Here is a 17,437-nt window from a genome sequence, read left to right on the forward strand (position 1 = left end):
GGCCTACTCGAGGTAGTCGCGCAGCGACTGGGATCGGCTCGGGTGGCGGAGCTTCGCCATCGTCTTGGACTCGATCTGACGGATCCGCTCGCGAGTCACCCCGAAGGTGTCGCCGATCTGGTCGAGCGTCTTCGGCATGCCGTCCCCGAGTCCGAAGCGCATCCGGATGACGCCGGCCTCACGCTCGGAGAGGGAGTCGAGGAGCGACTCCAGCTGCTTCTGCAGCATGGTGAAACTGACCGCGTCAGCAGGCACCACGGCTTCGGTGTCCTCGATGAGGTCGCCGAACTCGCTGTCGCCGTCCTCGCCGAGCGGCGTGTGCAGGGAGATCGGTTCGCGACCGTACTTCTGGACCTCGATGACCTTCTCCGGAGTCATGTCGAGCTCGCGGCTCAGCTCCTCGGGCGTGGGTTCGCGACCCAGGTCCTGGAGCATCTGCCGTTGGACACGGGCGAGCTTGTTGATGACCTCGACCATGTGCACCGGGATACGGATGGTGCGAGCCTGGTCTGCCATGGCGCGGGTGATGGCCTGGCGGATCCACCACGTCGCGTAGGTGGAGAACTTGAAGCCCTTCGTGTAGTCGAACTTCTCGACGGCACGGATGAGGCCCAGGTTGCCCTCCTGGATGAGGTCGAGGAACTGCATGCCACGACCGGTGTACCGCTTGGCGAGGCTGACGACGAGGCGGAGGTTCGCGCCGAGCAGGTGGCTCTTCGCGCGGGCCCCGTCCTTCGCGACCCACTGGAGCTCGCGTCCGACCTGCGAACGCTTCTCGAGGTCGCTGAGTGCCGAGAGCTTGTCCTCGGCGAACAGGCCGGCCTCGATCCGCATGGCGAGCTCGACCTCCTCCGCTGCGTTGAGGAGCGCGACCTTACCGATCTGCTTCAGGTAGTCCTTGACCGGGTCTGCGGTGGCGCCGGTGATGGCCGCGGAGTAGACGGGGATCTCGTCGTCGTCGCTGTTGGACAGCACGAGAGCGTCAGTCGGGAGGGTGATCTCGGGAACGGACTTGTCGTCCTCTTCCTCGGTGGCCTCCGTGGCGTCCTCGGTGGTCACCGTGGCCGCGTCAACGGCGACGACCTCGACGACATCGTCGTCTTCGGACTCGTCGGCGTCCGTGCTCGACTTCGTGCCCGCCTTGGCGCGGGTGGCCTTGGCCTTCGGAGCCGCCTTGGCGCGGGTGGTGGTGGCCTTGGTGGTCCGAGCCTTCGCTGCGGGAGCCTCCGTGGCCTCGTCTGCTGGCGCTGCTTCGTCTGCGCGAGCGGTCTTGGTGGCCATAGCTGCACCTTCCTGTTCGGACCCGGGAAGCTGTGAGCCCCGGATCGTCCGTGATTTCGGACATTACGAGGACCCATGTCAAGTCTTGGTGCAGTGCAACCCAGAAAGGGCCGCCGACATTCCGAGAGGTGAACGGGTCCGTTGTCCATTATAGCGCGCACTGGAACGTTCGAGAGCCACAGGCGGTTTGTCAAGACCGGAGATGCTGCACGGGGCGAACGCTCAGCGACGACGTCCGAGACGTGCGCGCACCGCGATCCACAGCGGCCCGACGGCGATCCCCTCCTCTTCGACGAAGCGTCGCCTCGTCCGCGACCGCGCCACGAGCAACATGGCCACCCCGAAGCCGACGACGAGGTACTGGACGGCGAAGGCGACGCGGAAGCTGTCCATCGAGTAGTCCGCCCGGCCCGTCCCGCTCACTGCGTCGATGATGACGCCGATCAGGAACATGATGACGAAACTCGCGAGGAAGCCACCCACGTTGACGATGCCGTTCGCGCCGCCGAGCGAGCGGATGGGGTTGAAGGTCCGCGCGAAGTCGAAGCCGATGAGCGATCCGGGTCCGCCGATGCCGACCACGACGAAGAGGACGATCACGAGCCACATCGGAGGGATGCCCGGCCAGAGCAGCAGTGCGGCCCATGCGACGCCCATGATCGCGACGATGAGCAGCACGAGGTTGCTCCGCCGGTAGGGGAAGCGGGCGGTGAGGATCCCGATGATCGGCCCGGACAACATGCCTGAAACCACGATGACGATCAGCAGCGAGGCGGCGAGCGGTTGGGAGTAGCCGAGGGCGTACACCATGAAGGGGAAGCCCCAGAGGAGGGTGAGGACCGTGCCGGAGGACTGGGTGACGAAGTGCGACCAGAACCCCAGACGGGTACCGGGCCGTCGGAGACTGACGACCACCTCCCGCACGACGTGCCCCCAGGTCTCCGGGCGCGACTGCTCCTCCGACCCCGCTGGGCGGTCCCGTACGACGATGAGCACGCCGATCAGGGCGAGGAGGACGAGGCCTGCCGCGCTGAGGAACGCCTGGGACCAGCCGTAGGCGTGTAGGACGAAGGAGAAGGGTACGGCGGAGAGGATCTGACCGATCTGGCCGATGTTCCCCACCCACTGCGACACGATCGGGACCTGCTTCGTCGGGAACCAGGAGTTCACCAGCCGCAGCACCGAGGTGAACACGGCGGCGTCGCCGAGCCCGACGAGCATGCGGCCGACGATCGCGCCACCGAGCTCGGTGGTCAGACCGAGCCAGATCTGTCCGCCCATCACGACGGCGAGGCCTCCCGCGATGAGCACCCGGGGGCCGAGACGGTCGATCAGCACGCCGACGGGCACCTGCATGACCGCGTACACGATCAGCTGGGCGACGGCCAGCGTGGACAGGGCGGCTGCATCGACCTGGAACCGCTCGGTCGCGTCCACTGCTGCGACACCGAGCGTCGAACGCTGCATGACGGTGATCAGATAGGCGAACACCCCGACGCCGAACACCCACCAGACACGTCGAGATCGCACCGAACCAGCTTAGGTGGTCGATCGATCCTCGTCGCCGTGGCGCCGGCTCGCGAGGAAGTTCTCGAGCTCCGCCGCGATCTCGTCCGCGGAGGGCAGTGCGCCGTCGATGTCGGTCAGTGGAGACCGTGGCGAATTGTCGGCCATGTACGCGTCATACCGCTCTTCGAGCGTCGCCACCAGCTTGCCCAGCTCGTGGTTCGTCGCGACCTGCTCGTCGATCTTGGCGATGAAGTCGCGCCCGTCCTCACGAAGCCGGTCGGTCGGGAAGATCAGACCGGTCGCCGCGCTCAGGCTCTCGATCGACACCACTGCGGCGGACGGGAACTCCGTGTCGGCCAGGTAGTGCGGGATCAGAAGCACGAATGCGGCGACGCTGTCACCGCGCTCGTAGAGGCGGTGTTCGAGCAGGTGCAGGACATTCGACGGCACCTGCGTGTGGGGGCGCCACACCGAGAGGGACTCGATGAGGTCGAAGCGGTTCCCGCTGACGGTGACGCCGATCGGGCGGGTGTGCGGGACGGGCATCGGGATCGCGTGCACCCACGTGGTGTCGCTGACGCGGAACCGGTCGACCAGCTGGAGGACGGCGGTGACGAACCGGTCCCAGAGGAAATCCGGTTCGAATCCGGTCAGCAGCAGGAAGGGCGAGCCGAGTTCGTCGTGGGCGAGCGACAGCGTCAGTCGCGGTGGCCGGTACTCGGTCAGGTGGTCCTGGTCGAAGGAGATGATCGGGCGCCTGGCGCGGTAGTCGAGCAGGACGTCGACGTCGAACTCAGCGACGACCGTGGTGTCGAGGACGTCGTTCAAGTAGGCGTTCAACTGGCCGACGGCACCGCCGGCGTCCGAGAACCCGGTGAGACCCGCGACGAGGTGGAGACCGGCGGGGACATCGATCTCCGGGTGCACCTCGTAGAGGTCGTCAGGCGTAGGCATGCTCCAACTCTAAAGGTGGGCAGTGCGGCCATCGGACTCAGTGCGGTCGCGGGGTGCCGCCGAGAGCGAACACCAGGTGAGGCCGTCTCCTCGCGCCGGGCCGCGTGCCTACGATGGAGACATGACGATCCCAGCACTCTCCGTCCTGTCCGCAGCCGTCGAAGGGATCGAGACCGACCTCGTCGTCCTCGCTGTCCGCAAGGGTGCAGAGGGGCCCGAGCTACTGGCACCGGCGGCGTACTCCGCCCTGCAGGAGGAACTGGCCGCCTCGGGGATCACCGGGGCGCCGGACGAGGTGCGTCGACTCCCCGATCGCTTCGGCGCGGCCGGAGGGCTCGTGCTCGTCGGACTGGGCACGGATGCCGATGCGTCGGCGTTCCGTCGTGCCGCCGGAGCCGTGACGCGTTCCGTGAGCGGTCAGCCGGCCGTGGCGTTCGCCCTCACCGAGCAGACGGCCGAAGCAGCGGAAGCCATCCTCGAGGGTGCGGCGATCGGGGCATACCGGTACACCGCGTCCCGAGGCACCGGCAGCACGCCCGCCCCCGCCTCGGCAGCCCAGGTCTCCGTGGTCATCCCCGCCGAGATCGAGACGAGCGGCGCCGAGGAGGCCGCCGAGCACGCGAGCGCGGTCGCGGAGGCGATCGCACTCGTCAAGGACCTGGTGAACGCTCCCCCGAACGAGCTCTATCCTGCGAGTTTCGCGACGGCCGCGCACGCAGCGGTGGACGGACTCGACGTCACCATCCAGGAGTGGGACGAGACGCAGCTGGCCGCCGACGGGTTCGGCGGCATTCTCGGTGTCGGACAGGGTTCGTCACGGCCGCCCCGCCTCGTCAAGCTCAGCTACTCGCCCCCTGGTGCCACGACGCATCTCGCCCTGGTCGGCAAGGGCATCACCTTCGACAGCGGCGGACTCTCCCTCAAGCCGCCGGCATCCATGGTGGGCATGAAGTACGACATGACCGGTGCGGCGACCGTCCTCGCGGTCCTCGCCGCGGCGGCGCGTCTCGGCGTGGAAACCCGCATCACCGCCTGGCTCTGCCTCGCGGAGAACCTGCCGTCCGGAACCGCCATCCGGCCGAACGACGTCCTCACCATGCGCGGCGGACGTACCGTCGAGGTCACCAACACCGACGCCGAAGGACGCCTCGTGCTCGCGGACGGTCTCGTCGCCGCCGGCGAGGAGGAGCCCGACGCGATCATCGACGTCGCGACCCTCACCGGTGCTGCCGTCGTCGCCCTCGGCAACCGCTACACCGGTGTCATGGGCGACGCCGCGTTCGTCACCGACCTGATCGCCACCGGGTCCGGCACCGACGAACTCTTCTGGCCGATGCCCTTTCCCGCCGAGCTCCGGAAGGTCCTCGACTCCGACGTCGCCGACCTCGCCAATGCGAAGCCCGGGAACACCGCGGGCGGCATGCTCGTCGCAGGGACGTTCCTGCAGGAGTTCATCGCCGAGCGCACCGACGAGGATGGCACGGCCGTCCGGATCCCCTGGGCCCATCTCGACATTGCCGGGAGCGCCATGAACGGCGACGCCCCATACGGCTTCACGGCCAAGGGCCCGACCGGTGTCGCGGTACGCACGCTCCTGGCAATGGCCGAGGAATTTAGCCGCGCGTAGTAAGGTCGATGAGGGCAGCTCGACCTGCCTCGACACCGCCGACCACACCACGACGGTTACCGATCGCCCACGAAGCACACACAAGGAGCAACGGAGTGTCCGAGCAGAATTTTGACCTGGTAGTCCTGGGAGGCGGAAGCGGCGGGTACGCCGCAGCGCTGCGTGCCTCGCAGCTGGGCCTCACCGTCGGCATGATCGAGAAGGACAAGGTCGGTGGCACCTGCTTGCACCGCGGCTGCATCCCGACCAAGGCGCTGCTGCACTCGGCCGAGGTGGCCGACGTCTCCCGCGAGTCCGAGAAGTACGGCGTCAAGACCACCTTCGAGGGCGTCGACATCCAGGGCGTGACCGCGTACCGCGAGGGCATCGTCGCGAAGAAGTACAAGGGCCTTCAGGGGCTCGTCAAGGCTCGTGGCATCACCACGATCGAGGGCGAGGGCCGTCTGGTCTCCCCGACGAGTGTGCAGGTCGGCGACGACCTCATCATCGGCAAGAACGTCATCCTCGCGACCGGTTCGTACAGCCGCTCACTGCCGGGCCTCGAGATCGGTGGCCGCGTCATCACGAGCGAGCAGGCTCTGCAGCTCGACTTCATCCCGAAGAAGGTCGCGGTCCTCGGTGGCGGCGTCATCGGCGTCGAGTTCGCGAGCGTCTGGAAGTCCTTCGGCACCGAAGTGACCATCATCGAAGCCCTGCCGCACCTCGTTCCGAACGAGGACGAGTCGATCAGCAAGGCGCTCGAGCGTGCATTCCGCAAGCGCGGCATCGACTACTCGCTCGGAGTGCGCTTCCAGAGCGTCACGCAGAACGAGGAGGGCGTGCACATCACGCTCGAAGACGGCAAGACCTTCGACGCCGAGCTGCTGCTCGTCGCCGTCGGCCGTGGTCCGTCCACCGCCGGCCTCGGCTTCGAAGAGGTGGGCGTCACGATCGACCGCGGCTTCGTCATCACGAACGACCGGCTCGAGACGAGTGTCCCCGGGCTCTACGCCGTCGGCGACATCGTCCCAGGCCTGCAGCTGGCGCACCGCGGATTCCAGCAGGGCATCTTCGTCGCAGAGGAGATCGCCGGCCTGAAGCCCGTGATCATCGAGGACGTCAACATCCCGAAGGTCACCTACTGCGACCCCGAGATCGCGTCCGTCGGCCTCAGCGAGGCGAAGGCCGCCGAGCAGTACGGCGCCGACAACATCTCGAGCTACGACTTCAACCTCGCCGGTAACGGCAAGAGTGAGATCATCGGCACGAGCGGCAACGTGAAGGTCATCCGTGTCAACGACGGCCCCGTCATCGGTGTGCACATGATCGGCGCCCGCGTCGGTGAGCTCATCGCAGAGGGACAGCTCGCCGTGAACTGGGAGGCCTACCCGGAAGACATCGCGCCGCTCATCCACGCGCACCCCACGCAGAACGAAGCGCTCGGCGAAGCATTCCTGGCGCTTGCAGGCAAGCCCCTGCACGCTCTGTGACGCGCCGCGAACACCCCCATAAGCTAGTGAATACACAACAGGTTTCAAAGGAGACAAGGTCATGAGCGAATCCGTCAGCCTTCCGGCACTCGGCGAGAGTGTCACCGAGGGTACGGTCACCCGCTGGCTGAAGAATGTCGGCGACACCGTGGAGGTCGACGAGCCGCTGCTCGAAGTGTCGACCGACAAGGTCGACACCGAGATCCCTTCACCGATCGCCGGTGTCATCGAGGCGATCCTCGTCCAGGAGGACGAGACGGTCGAAGTCGGCACCGCACTCGTCACCATCGGTGATGGTTCGGCTGCCGCCGCACCGGCCGCGGAAGAGCCCGCTCCGGCTGCCGAGCCCGAGCCGGCCGCAGCACCCGCTGCAGAGCCTGCTCCGGCTCCTGCGGCGCCGACCCCCGAGGATGCCCCTGCCGCTGCTCCAGCGCCCGCTGCTGCTGCCGCACCGGCTCCGGCTGCCGCTCCCGCTCCCGCTCCGGCTGCTGCTGCCGCACCGGCTCCGGCTGCTGCTCCGGCTCCGGCTGCCGCTCCGGCTCCGGCTGAGGCTGCCGCACAGCCGGCCGCCGGCGTCGTGAACTCGGGATACGTCACGCCGCTCGTGCGCCGTCTTGCAAACCAGCACGGCGTCGACCTGACCACCGTCACCGGTACCGGGGTCGGCGGTCGCATCCGCAAGGAGGACGTCCTCAAGGCCCAGACCACCGGTGGCGAAGCGACCGCTGCGGCTCCGGTGGTCGAGGTGTCGGCACTGCGCGGTACGAGCAAGGCCATGTCGCGTCTGCGTAAGGTCGTCGCCGAGCGCGCCGTCGCTTCGATGCAGGGCACCGCCCAGCTGACGAGCGTCGTCGAGGTCGACGTCACGAAGGTCGCCGCGCTCCGCACGGCGGTCAAGGACGAGTTCCTCGCCAAGACGGGCAACAAGCTGTCCTTCCTGCCGTTCTTCGCCCTCGCGGCCAGCGAGGCCCTCCAGACCTACCCGATCATCAACGCCACGGTTGACGGCGATCAGATCGTGTATCCGGAGACCGAGAACCTCGCGATCGCGGTCGACACGGAGCGCGGCCTGCTCACGCCGGTCATCCGCAATTCCGGCTCGAAGTCGATCGCCGAGCTCGGCGCCGAGATCGCGGATCTGGCGCAGCGCACGCGCGACAACAAGCTGCAGCCTGACGAGCTGTCCGGCGGCACCTTCACGCTGACCAACACCGGTTCGCGTGGCGCGCTGTTCGACACCCCGATCGTCTTCCTGCCGCAGTCCGCGATCCTCGGGACGGGCATCGTCACGAAGAAGCCCGTCGTCGTGACCGTCGACGGTGCAGACGCCATCGCGATCCGCTCGACCGTCTACCTGGCGTTGAGCTACGACCACCGCATCATCGACGGTGCGGACGCAGCTCGCTTCCTCGTCCAGGTCAAGAACCGTCTCGAAGCAGGCGACTTCCGCGGCTCGCTCGGGATCTGATCAGGAGCACCACACAGGACGGTCGTCTCGTCGCCCTCATCCGGCAGTGAAGACGTCCCGCAGACGCCAGCCCGTCTCGCCCCTCACCACGAGGAGCGTGACGGGCTGGCGTCGTTCGTCGCCGGGGCCACCCACGGCTCCCGTCCCGAGCGCGCTTCGGAGTACGGCGGCATCCCCCTGCCGGTCGACCAGTACCGGGTCTACGACGTCGATGGACCCGAGCGGCTCACCCGACAGCTCCTGCTCGTGGAAGGGCGAGCCGTGTTCGGCGTAGTCGAGAACACATGCTGACGCTGCTCTCCCGCCTCGGCACGCTTCACGTGCAGCCAGGAGTCCGGCTGTCGCGCCGACCGGATCGACGTCGAGATCCGGCTCCGAGGGCTGCTCCACGGTGTGCTCGGCGCCGGCGGTGGGCGGTGCCTCTGCAGGCCCGGTTGTCCCTGTTGCTGTCAGGGAGGGTTCGACGGCATCGACGGCCTCGGATGGGACGCCCTCGTCGGCGGGTGGGAGCAGGAACATCGCCCCGGTCACGAGTGTCGCCGCGGCAGCGACCGCGCCGAGGATCAGTCTCGGCCGCCTCGAGGGCAGGCTGCGCGGTGACGACGTCCCGGTCGTGCCATCAGCGGATATCGGTGCCTCCGCCCGCCGAGCCGACCGCCGCGTGAGCAATCGTGTGCCGAGTGAACGTGCTGTGCCGGGTGGACGTCGTGTGCCGGGTGGACGTCGTCGACGGTGGGGATTCGTCGCGCGGCGTGTCGTGGGGGTGCTCTCGACTGGCAGGCCAGCGCTGGCGCGGATCATGTCGGCAGGCGACTCGGCAGTGTCCGTCGCACGGTCGAGGAGGACGGGCAACGGCCTCGCCACGGCATGGATCCGTTGCTGGAGTCGATTCGCCAGCTCGTGGTCGGCCAGCACCGACACCGAATCGGTGATCCAGTCCGAGACGATCGCGGTCTCCCCCGAGCTCGTCGCGCGGAGCACACCGTCGATGAGGCGTCCGAGAGCGATCCAGTCCGAGGCGAAGGCCGGGTCTGGCTGCAACGCCCGGCCGCGCTCCCGTGGGCCCGTCTCGACGGCTGCGGCCTCGCACCAACCGGCGAGGACCGGTCTCCCGTCGTCTGCGAGCGAGACGGCCGACGCCGAGATGGCGCCGTGACGGATGTCGGCGAGGTGCGCCGCGCGCACCGCGTCCACGAGCGGGGCCAGGATCGTGACCGCCTCGCCCGGCGCGATCGTCTCACGTCGGCGCAGGAGCTCGGCTAGCGTCCCTCCGGAGAGCCGCTCGACGAGGAGACACGGCGATCCGCCGACGTCCTCGGCCACGTCGAGGAGACGGAGGATGTGCGGGTGGTCGAGCCGCGAGAGGATCGCCGCCCGGCGCCAGAGGCCTCGCTCCGCAGCATCCGATCGTGCACGCAGAAGCACCGCGTCCGGCGAGAGCGTCGAACGGCGTGCAGCAGTGCCGTCCGGGGGCGACGCGGAGTCTCCGGCGAGCACGGTGGTGAACGCGCTCCAGCGGCGTCCGGTTCCGAGTCGTCGCACGAGACGACGGCCTGCCACCTGGGTGTGCGGATCGTGAAGGTCGGGCAGAGGTTCCATGCCTTGATCCTGCGACGGTGCGACGGTGCCCGGCCTGCGCGTGAGCGCCTCTGTGGACAACTGCGGACCGACGGGGGCCTGTGGAGCAGATCCCCGCATCAGGAGGCTGTCGCACCGGCTATCCTTGGAGCATGGCTCAGAAGGACGCGCCCGCGGCGGCGCAGAAGGAACCAGGGCGCCTCAAGCAGCTCTGGCAGGTGTTCCAGCTCACTCGTCGTCACGACAAGGCTGCGCAGTGGCTGATGCTCGGCGGATTCATCCTGCCCGTGCTGATCGGCATCGCGGTCGCGCTGCTGTTCTCGGCTGGCAACGTGTTCGCGCTCGTCATGTGGATCATCGCGGGTGTCCTCGCCGGCATCCTCGCTGCCCTCTTCATCCTCACGCGGCGTGCCGACAAGGTCGTCTACACGCAGATCGAGGGACGTCCGGGGGCCGTCGGCCAGGTGCTCCGCGCCGCACCACGCTCGTGGCAGACGAGCGAGATGCCCGTCGCGGTGAACCCGAAGACGCAGGACGCCATCTACCGCGCAGTCGGTCGTGGCGGCGTCGCGCTCATCGCAGAGGGACCGCGTTCACGCACCGCTCGTCTGCTCGAGGACGAGAAGCGAAAGGTGACCCGGATCCTTCCGAACGTACCCGTCACGGTGTTCCACGTCGGACCGGACGCCGATTCGGTCCAGCTGCGTCAGCTCTCCGGCGCTCTGCGCAAGGTCAAGAAGTCCCTTACCAACCCCGAGGTCCTCGCTGTCAGCAACAGACTGTCGTCCTTCGGCACGCAGTTGCCCATCCCCAAGGGTGTCGACCCCATGAAGGTCCGCCCGCAGCGGGTGCGCTGACCACCCATACACGGAACCGCACAGCCAGCCGCGCGCACGCCGACCCGACAGCAGAACACGACGGCCGCTCTCCTCAGGGAGGGCGGCCGTCGTGTCATCCGGAGACGAGTTCTCAGCGGACCCGGAGAAGTACCGTCCCGGCAACCTTGTCGTGGAAACCGCGCTGGTCGGAATCCCAGACGAGAGCCGGGATGACCACGCAGAGGAGCACGGTGCGCAGCGCCGGACGCCACACGCCGACCCAGCCACCCGTGAGCGGCATCAGTCGCATGCCACAGAGACGATGGCCGACGCTACCGCCGATCGTCGGGATGAACACGAGCTGCATGATTGCGAAGATCACGAGGGTTGCGGTGGCATCGTAGGAGAAGAAGGCGACCGACAGCACGATCGCGAGCGCCCAGTCGATCACCAGAGCCCCGATGCGGCGGCCCACCCGCGCGACTGATCGAGGACCGACTTCGGGAAGTCCGAGTCGCTCACCGGGGAAGGCACTGGGAGGAAGCTCTCCGAACGTCCGTGGATTCTGCGGGGTGTCTGGCACTGTGCCATTCTATTCGGGCGGGGATTCTCGTAACATCCACGAAACATGGGTGTCATGGCGGGGTAACCCCCTCCCCGTAGTCTCACAGATGGCTGCGCTGTGCAGCCTCCCTGTACCAACCCCATTTGGAGCCATTCACATGTTCAGTGATTCTTCCGAAGTGCTCAAGTTCATCAAGGACACCGATGTCAAGTTCCTCGACATCCGCTTCACGGACCTTCCCGGCGTGCAGCAGCACTTCAACATCCCGGCCAACACCGTCGACGAGGAGTTCTTCACCGTCGGCCAGCTGTTCGATGGCTCGTCCATCCGTGGCTTCGCCAACATCCACGAGTCGGACATGCAGCTCATCCCGGATGTCTCCACCGCCTACGTCGACGCCTTCCGCGCTGAGCGCACCCTCATCATGGTGTTCGACATCTACAACCCCCGCAACGGCGAGATCTACTCGAAGGATCCCCGCCAGGTCGCCAAGAAGGCCGAGAAGTACCTCGCGTCGACCGGCATCGCCGACACCGCGTTCTTCGCTCCCGAGGCGGAGTTCTACATCTTCGACGACGTGCGCTACGAGGTCAACCAGCACTCGAGCTTCTACTCGGTCGACTCCGAAGAGGGCGCCTGGAACACCGGTCGCGCTGAAGAAGGCGGAAACCTCGCGAACAAGACCCCGTACAAGGGCGGCTACTTCCCGGTCAGCCCGGTCGACAAGCAGGCCGACCTCCGTGACGACATCTGCCTCAAGCTGATCGACGCGGGACTCATCCTCGAGCGCAGCCACCACGAGGTGGGCACCGGCGGCCAGGCCGAGATCAACTACCGCTTCGACACCATGGTCGCCGCGGCGGACGACATCCTGAAGTTCAAGTACATCGTGAAGAACACGGCCGAGCAGTGGGGCAAGACCGCCACGTTCATGCCGAAGCCCCTCTTCGGCGACAACGGCTCCGGCATGCACACGCACCAGTCGCTGTGGAGCGAAGGCAAGCCGCTCTTCTACGACGAGAACGGCTACGGCGGCCTGTCCGACCTTGCTCGCTGGTACATCGGCGGTCTCCTGAAGCACGCACCCGCGGTGCTCGCCTTCACGAACCCGACGGTGAACTCCTACCACCGCCTGGTCCCCGGCTTCGAGGCTCCGGTCAACCTGGTCTACTCGGCCGGTAACCGCTCCGCGTCGATCCGTATCCCGATCACGGGCACGAACCCGAAGGCCAAGCGCATCGAGTTCCGCGCACCGGACGCCTCCGGCAACCCGTACCTGGCGTTCGCCGCGCAGCTGATGGCTGGCCTCGACGGCATCAAGAACCGCATCGAGCCGCACGAGCCCGTGGACAAGGACCTGTACGAGCTTCCCCCCGAGGAGGCGAAGAACATCCCGCAGGTTCCCGCGTCCCTCGGCGAGGCGTTGACGGCACTCGAGGAGGACCACGAGTTCCTCCTCGCCGGCAACGTCTTCACCCCGGAGCTCATCGAGACCTGGATCCAGTACAAGCGCGAGCAGGAGATCAAGCCGCTCGCCCAGCGTCCGCACCCGTTCGAGTTCGAGCTGTACTACGGCGTCTGATTCGTCCACTGCACGTCGAGCCGCCCCGTCATCCGCTCCGGATGGCGGGGCGGCTCGACGTTGACCGGTGTCGGCGGCGCCGACCGTCCGGCAGCGACAGGAGATTGACACACCGAGTGGGGAGACCCTCAGCGGGCGTTCGTGGTCGAACCCGATTCCGGGGGTTCGATGCCGTAGAAGGCGTGCTCGAACACAGTCCGGGCACGGCGTGTGGCCGCCAGGTAGTCCTGTTCGAGGAGGCTCGCCGAGCCGGGAGGATACTCGAGCAGTCGTGCAACACCTTCGAGCTGCTGTCGGTCGCTCGGCAGAACGTCCTGGGTCTTGTTCAGCCAGAGGGTCATCGCCGAACGCGCCCGGGATGCCAGGATCCAAGCCTCTCTGAGGCGTTCAGCGGCTTCCGCCTCGACCAGGCCCGCGGCGACGGCCGCGTCGAGCGCGCGGAGTGTCGACGTCGTCCGCAGCTCGGGTACTCGTGCGCCATGCTCCAGCTGGAGGAGTTGCACGAACCACTCCACGTCGCTCAAGGAGCCTCGGCCGAGCTTCAGGTGGCGCGTCGGATCGGCGCCCTGCGGCAGTCGTTCGTTCTCCACCCGCGCCTTGATGCGCTTGACCTCGCGTACCGACTGCTCGCTGATCGCGACCGGATACCGAACCGCGTCCGCCACCTCCGTGAACGCGCTGATGAGCTCGGCGTCCCCGACGACGCCGGCCGCCCGCAACAGCGCTTGGGCCTCCCACGTGAGCGACCAGCGGGCGTAATAGTTGCGGTAGGAGTCGAGTGATCGGGTGATCGGACCGTTCTTGCCCTCCGGCCGGAGATCGACGTCGAGGTCGAGCGGCAGCCGAGCGTCGTCGCTCAGCCGTTTCAACTCCGCGGCGATCGATGCCGCCTGGCGCTGGGCGATCTGCGGATCGAGATCGTCGCCGGCACGGTACACGTACATGACGTCCAGGTCGGAGCCGAGGCCAAGCTCGGCACCGCCGTATCTGCCCATGGCGATGATTGCGAACTCGATGTCCACTCCGAGGCCGCCGACGCCTCTGACGGCGCCGAGCAGGCCCGTGAGTGTGGCGTTCGAGATGTCGGTCAGCGCGCTCCCGAGCCCCTGTACGTCGAGGACGCCGACCGTGGAGGACATCGCGACACGGAGCACCTCACGCCGACGGACCGCTCGGATCGCCGCCGCCGCGCTGTCACTGGAGTCGTGTCGACGAAGGAGCGCCGAGACCTCCTCGTCGAGCGCTGCACGCGAACGCGGCCGCAGGTCCTCGTCGCCGGCGAGCCAGGCCGCCGACTCCGGGATCCGGTCCATGAGTTCTCCGATGAACCGGGACCCGGAGAGCACCCTCGTGAGTCGCTCGGCTGCGCCGGACGAGTCGCGCAGCATGCGGAGGAACCAGTGCGATTCGCCGAGCGCCTCGCTGAGTCGACGGAACGCGAGCAGACCGTAGTCGGGATCGGCGCCGTCGGCGAACCAGCCGAGCATCACGGGTAGAAGATGGCGTTGGATGTTCGCCCGGCGGGAGACACCGGCCGTCAAGGCGCCGATGTGAGCGAGTGCGCCGCGCGGGTCGACGAACCCGATCGCCGCGAGTCGAGCCTCGGCCTGTCCGCTGGTGAGGCTGAGTCCGCCCTCGGGCAGCGCGGCCACCGCGGAGAGCAGCGGGCGGTAGAAGAGCCGTTCATGGAGCTGTCGGACCTCGTGCTTGGTTGTCTCCCACCGGGTCACGAGCGCCTGCGCCGTCGTCGCGAGCGTGCTCGACCGGGCGAGCGTCCGAAGCGATGGCTCATCCCTCGGCATCATGTGCGTGCGCTGCAGTCTCGTGAGCTGGAGCCGGTGCTCGAGGACACGCAGTAGGCGGTAGTCGTGGGCGAACTCCTGCGCCTCGGTCCGGCCGATGTAGCCGGCAGTCGCGAGACCGTCGAGCGCAGCGAGCGTGCCGCGCTGGTGGACGGACTCGTCCAACTGTCCGTGGACGAGTTGCAGGAGCTGGACCGTGAACTCGATGTCGCGCAGACCGCCGGGGCCGAGCTTCAGCTGGTAGTGGACATCCGCGGCCGGGATGTGCTCGGTGACCCGTTCCCGCATCCGCTGCACCGACTCGACGAAGCCCTCCCTGGAGGCACTCCCCCACACCTTCGGTTGCACGGCCTCGATGTAGCGCGCTCCGAGGTCGGCATCGCCCGCGAGCGCGCGCGCCTTGAGGAGCGCCTGGAATTCCCAGCTCTTGGCCCACCGGTCGTAGTAGACGAGGTGCGATTCGAGGGTACGCACCAGCGCTCCTGCCTTGCCCTCCGGACGGAGGTTCGCGTCGACCTCCCACAGGCTCGGCTCGAAGCCCGCCTGGCTGAGACCCCGCATGGTCAGGATCGCCAAGCGTGTCGCGATCTCGACGGCTCGCCCGTTCTCCAGCCCTCCCGCTTCGTCCGAGCCTTCTCCGACGAAGATGACGTCGACATCCGAGACGTAGTTGAGCTCGCGGGCGCCGGCCTTGCCCATCCCGATGATCGCGAACCGGGTCGCGGCGACCTCCTCACGTGGGTACACGCCGGGACCGCGCGCACCGCTCGTCTGCGTCCTCGCGACGGCGATCGAAGCCTCCAGGGCGCCGGCCGCGAGATCGGCGAGGGCGCTCGCGACGCGGTCGAGCACGGTGATGGGATCTGGTGCACACAGGTCGAAGAGGGCGACCTCGGCGAGCAGGCGTCGGTAGACGACCCGGATCGCATCCCACGCCGGTTCCTCGACGATCGCAGCGAACCCGTCGACGGCGCCGACGCTCGCGAGGAGTTCGTCCCTGGCCTCCTCCAGCGTCGGCACCCGTGTGACAGGCAGCTCGAAGACGGACAGCTGGTCCGGGTGCCGCAGGAAGAAGTCGATGAACCCCTGCGAGGCTCCGAACAGCGTCAGGAGGCGCTCGGTCCTCGCGGTGTCGGCCAGGAGGGAGGCGAGTTCATCAGGTGACCTGCGCCCGATCATGAGGGCGCCCACCAAAGCGGCATCCGGATCGGCAGCCGCGGTGAAGGACGATGCGAGTTCCGCCGGATCGACGGACACGAGCTCAGCGAGCTCGTCGAGTCGCTGCCGGGCTTCACCGAGACCGGTGAAACCGAGCTTCGCGAGCCGACTGAGGGAGACGTCCCGGACCATGACTGCCCGAGCCCTCGCCTAGAGCATCTCCAGGTTGCTCGACAGCTCGAACGGCGTCACCTGGGCGCGGTACTCATGCCACTCCTGACGCTTGTTCAGCAGCACGTAGTTGAACACCTGCTCGCCGAGCGTCTCGGCGACCAGCTCGGAGCCCTCCATGAGGCTCAGGGCGCGGTCGAGGCTCGCGGGAAGCGCGTTGTACCCGAGGGCGCGGCGCTCGGTGTCCGACAGCGTCCACACGTTGTCCTCGGCCTCTGGTGGGAGCTCATAGCCCTCCTCGATGCCCTTCAGGCCTGCGGCCAGCATGAGCGAGAATGCGAGGTAGGGGTTGGCGGCCGAATCGATCGCTCGGTATTCCACGCGAGCACTCTGGCCCTTGTTGGGCTTGTAGAGCGGGACCCGGACGAGCGCCGAGCGGTTGTTGTGGCCCCAGCAGACGAAGCTCGGAGCCTCGGCGAGCTTGTTCGGCCCGACCCCACCCCAGAGCCTCTTGTAGGAGTTCACGAACTGGTTCGTGACGGCGGTGATCTCGGGGGCGTGTGTGAGCAGACCCGCGATGAATTGGCGACCGGTCTTCGAGAGCTGGTACTGGGCACCCGCCTCGTAGAAGGCGTTGGAGTCGCCTTCGAACAGCGACATGTGCGTGTGCATACCGCTACCGGGCTGGTGCACGAGGGGCTTCGGCATGAAGGTCGCGTACACGCCTTGCTCGATGGCGACCTCCTTGACGACCGTCCGGAAGGTCATGATGTTGTCGGCCGTGGTGAGGGCGTCCGCGTAGCGCAGGTCGATCTCGTTCTGTCCTGGACCGGCCTCGTGGTGGCTGAACTCGACCGAGATGCCGAGGTCCTCGAGCATCCGGACCGAGCGACGGCGGAAGTCGTGCGCCGTGCCGCCCGGCACGTTGTCGAAATACCCGGCGGAATCGACGGGCTCGGGGCCGTTCACGCCGTACTGCGACGACTTCAGCAGGTAGAACTCGATCTCGGGGTGCGTGTAGAACGTGAAGCCCATCTCAGCGGCCTTGGCCAGCGTGCGCTTCAGGACGTTGCGCGGATCTGCGACCGCCGGCTGACCGTCGGGGGTGGTGATGTCGCAGAACATGCGCGCCGTCGGGTCGATCTCGCCCCGCCACGGCAGGATCTGGAAGGTCGTCGGATCCGGGTGGGCCAGCAGGTCGGATTCGTAGGAGCGGCTGAGCCCCTCGATCGCGGAGCCGTCGAATCCAAGGCCTTCGGCGAACGCACCCTCGACCTCGGCCGGCGCGATCGCGACGGACTTCAGCGTGCCCACGACGTCGGTGAACCACAGCCGGACGAACTTGACGCCCCGCTCCTCGATCGTGCGGAGAACGAAGTCGCGCTGCTTATCCATCTGCCCCTCTTTCTTCGGCCGGCGGCCCGGGTCCAGGCTACCGGCTCCGCGACGGTTCGC

Annotated in this window: 12 protein-coding genes; 5 read left to right on the plus strand and 7 right to left on the minus strand. The window is 67.6% G+C overall.

The window, feature by feature from the left end; genetic code table 11:
- Nucleotides 1-3: 3 nt before the first annotated feature.
- The 3 genes from ABMA10_RS11970 to ABMA10_RS11980 all read right to left on the minus strand — a co-directional run bounded on the left by ABMA10_RS11970 (nt 4) and on the right by ABMA10_RS11980 (nt 3,744).
- Entirely contained in the window at nt 4-1,281 is a 1,278-nt protein-coding gene (locus tag ABMA10_RS11970) for an RNA polymerase sigma factor (protein WP_347867233.1), read from the minus strand.
- Nucleotides 1,282-1,503: 222 nt separating this feature from the next.
- The gene (locus ABMA10_RS11975; protein ID WP_347867232.1) at nt 1,504-2,811 is read right to left on the minus strand and encodes an MFS transporter; all 1,308 of its coding nucleotides are present in this window, start codon (nt 2,809-2,811) and stop codon (nt 1,504-1,506) included.
- A gap of 9 nt (nt 2,812-2,820) precedes the next feature.
- Entirely contained in the window at nt 2,821-3,744 is a 924-nt protein-coding gene (locus ABMA10_RS11980; RefSeq protein ID WP_347867231.1) for a proteasome assembly chaperone family protein, read from the minus strand.
- Nucleotides 3,745-3,865: 121 nt separating this feature from the next.
- On the opposite strand from ABMA10_RS11980, the gene ABMA10_RS11985 reads away from it, so the two are divergent.
- The 3 genes from ABMA10_RS11985 to ABMA10_RS11995 all read left to right on the plus strand — a co-directional run bounded on the left by ABMA10_RS11985 (nt 3,866) and on the right by ABMA10_RS11995 (nt 8,308).
- A complete protein-coding gene (locus ABMA10_RS11985) occupies nt 3,866-5,371 on the plus strand; it encodes a leucyl aminopeptidase (RefSeq protein ID WP_347867230.1) in 1,506 nt (501 codons plus the stop codon).
- 95 nt (nt 5,372-5,466) lie between these two features.
- On the plus strand, nt 5,467-6,840 hold the full coding sequence (lpdA, locus tag ABMA10_RS11990; protein ID WP_347867229.1) for a dihydrolipoyl dehydrogenase: 1,374 nt from the start codon (nt 5,467-5,469) through the stop codon (nt 6,838-6,840).
- A 61-nt stretch (nt 6,841-6,901) separates the two neighbouring features.
- A complete protein-coding gene (locus ABMA10_RS11995) occupies nt 6,902-8,308 on the plus strand; it encodes a 2-oxo acid dehydrogenase subunit E2 (RefSeq protein ID WP_347867228.1) in 1,407 nt (468 codons plus the stop codon).
- Between the two features lie 36 nt (nt 8,309-8,344).
- On the opposite strand, the gene ABMA10_RS12000 is transcribed toward ABMA10_RS11995, so the two are convergent.
- The gene (locus ABMA10_RS12000) at nt 8,345-9,907 is read right to left on the minus strand and encodes a hypothetical protein (protein ID WP_347867227.1); all 1,563 of its coding nucleotides are present in this window, start codon (nt 9,905-9,907) and stop codon (nt 8,345-8,347) included.
- Nucleotides 9,908-10,038: 131 nt separating this feature from the next.
- Between ABMA10_RS12000 and ABMA10_RS12005 the strand changes: the two genes are divergently transcribed.
- Nucleotides 10,039-10,743, plus strand: a complete 705-nt coding sequence (locus tag ABMA10_RS12005) for a DUF4191 domain-containing protein (protein WP_431030579.1) — start codon at nt 10,039-10,041, stop codon at nt 10,741-10,743.
- Nucleotides 10,744-10,855: 112 nt separating this feature from the next.
- Here ABMA10_RS12005 and ABMA10_RS12010 read toward each other — a convergent pair whose 3' ends face one another.
- Nucleotides 10,856-11,287 (minus strand): RDD family protein, encoded by a 432-nt coding sequence (locus ABMA10_RS12010; protein WP_347867225.1) that lies wholly within the window; start codon nt 11,285-11,287, stop codon nt 10,856-10,858.
- A 139-nt stretch (nt 11,288-11,426) separates the two neighbouring features.
- Between ABMA10_RS12010 and glnA the strand changes: the two genes are divergently transcribed.
- Nucleotides 11,427-12,851: a type I glutamate--ammonia ligase gene (gene glnA, locus ABMA10_RS12015; RefSeq protein ID WP_347867224.1), complete on the plus strand. Its 1,425-nt coding sequence runs from the start codon at nt 11,427-11,429 to the stop codon at nt 12,849-12,851.
- A 128-nt stretch (nt 12,852-12,979) separates the two neighbouring features.
- Here the strand turns inward: glnA and ABMA10_RS12020 are convergent, their stop codons facing one another.
- On the minus strand, nt 12,980-16,003 hold the full coding sequence (locus ABMA10_RS12020; RefSeq protein ID WP_347867223.1) for a bifunctional [glutamine synthetase] adenylyltransferase/[glutamine synthetase]-adenylyl-L-tyrosine phosphorylase: 3,024 nt from the start codon (nt 16,001-16,003) through the stop codon (nt 12,980-12,982).
- 18 nt (nt 16,004-16,021) lie between these two features.
- Complete coding sequence (locus ABMA10_RS12025) at nt 16,022-17,377, minus strand: glutamine synthetase family protein (protein WP_347867222.1); 1,356 nt, start codon at nt 17,375-17,377, stop codon at nt 16,022-16,024.
- Nucleotides 17,378-17,437 lie beyond the last annotated feature (60 nt).

This window comes from Plantibacter sp. RU18 (assembly GCF_050613355.1).
Classification (GTDB): Bacteria; Actinomycetota; Actinomycetes; order Actinomycetales; family Microbacteriaceae; genus Plantibacter.

Excerpts from the sequence above, each read along its gene's own strand:
- ABMA10_RS11970 (WP_347867233.1), bottom strand. The coding sequence starts at position 1,281 with ATGGCCACCAAGACCGCTCGCGCAGACGAAGCAGCGCCAGCAGACGAG.
- ABMA10_RS11980 (WP_347867231.1), bottom strand. The coding sequence starts at position 3,744 with ATGCCTACGCCTGACGACCTCTACGAGGTGCACCCGGAGATCGATGTC.
- ABMA10_RS11985 (WP_347867230.1), top strand. The coding sequence starts at position 3,866 with ATGACGATCCCAGCACTCTCCGTCCTGTCCGCAGCCGTCGAAGGGATC.
- ABMA10_RS11995 (WP_347867228.1), top strand. The coding sequence starts at position 6,902 with ATGAGCGAATCCGTCAGCCTTCCGGCACTCGGCGAGAGTGTCACCGAG.
- ABMA10_RS12000 (WP_347867227.1), bottom strand. The coding sequence starts at position 9,907 with ATGGAACCTCTGCCCGACCTTCACGATCCGCACACCCAGGTGGCAGGC.
- ABMA10_RS12005 (WP_431030579.1), top strand. The coding sequence starts at position 10,039 with ATGGCTCAGAAGGACGCGCCCGCGGCGGCGCAGAAGGAACCAGGGCGC.
- glnA (WP_347867224.1), top strand. The coding sequence starts at position 11,427 with ATGTTCAGTGATTCTTCCGAAGTGCTCAAGTTCATCAAGGACACCGAT.
- ABMA10_RS12020 (WP_347867223.1), bottom strand. The coding sequence starts at position 16,003 with ATGGTCCGGGACGTCTCCCTCAGTCGGCTCGCGAAGCTCGGTTTCACC.
- ABMA10_RS12025 (WP_347867222.1), bottom strand. The coding sequence starts at position 17,377 with ATGGATAAGCAGCGCGACTTCGTTCTCCGCACGATCGAGGAGCGGGGC.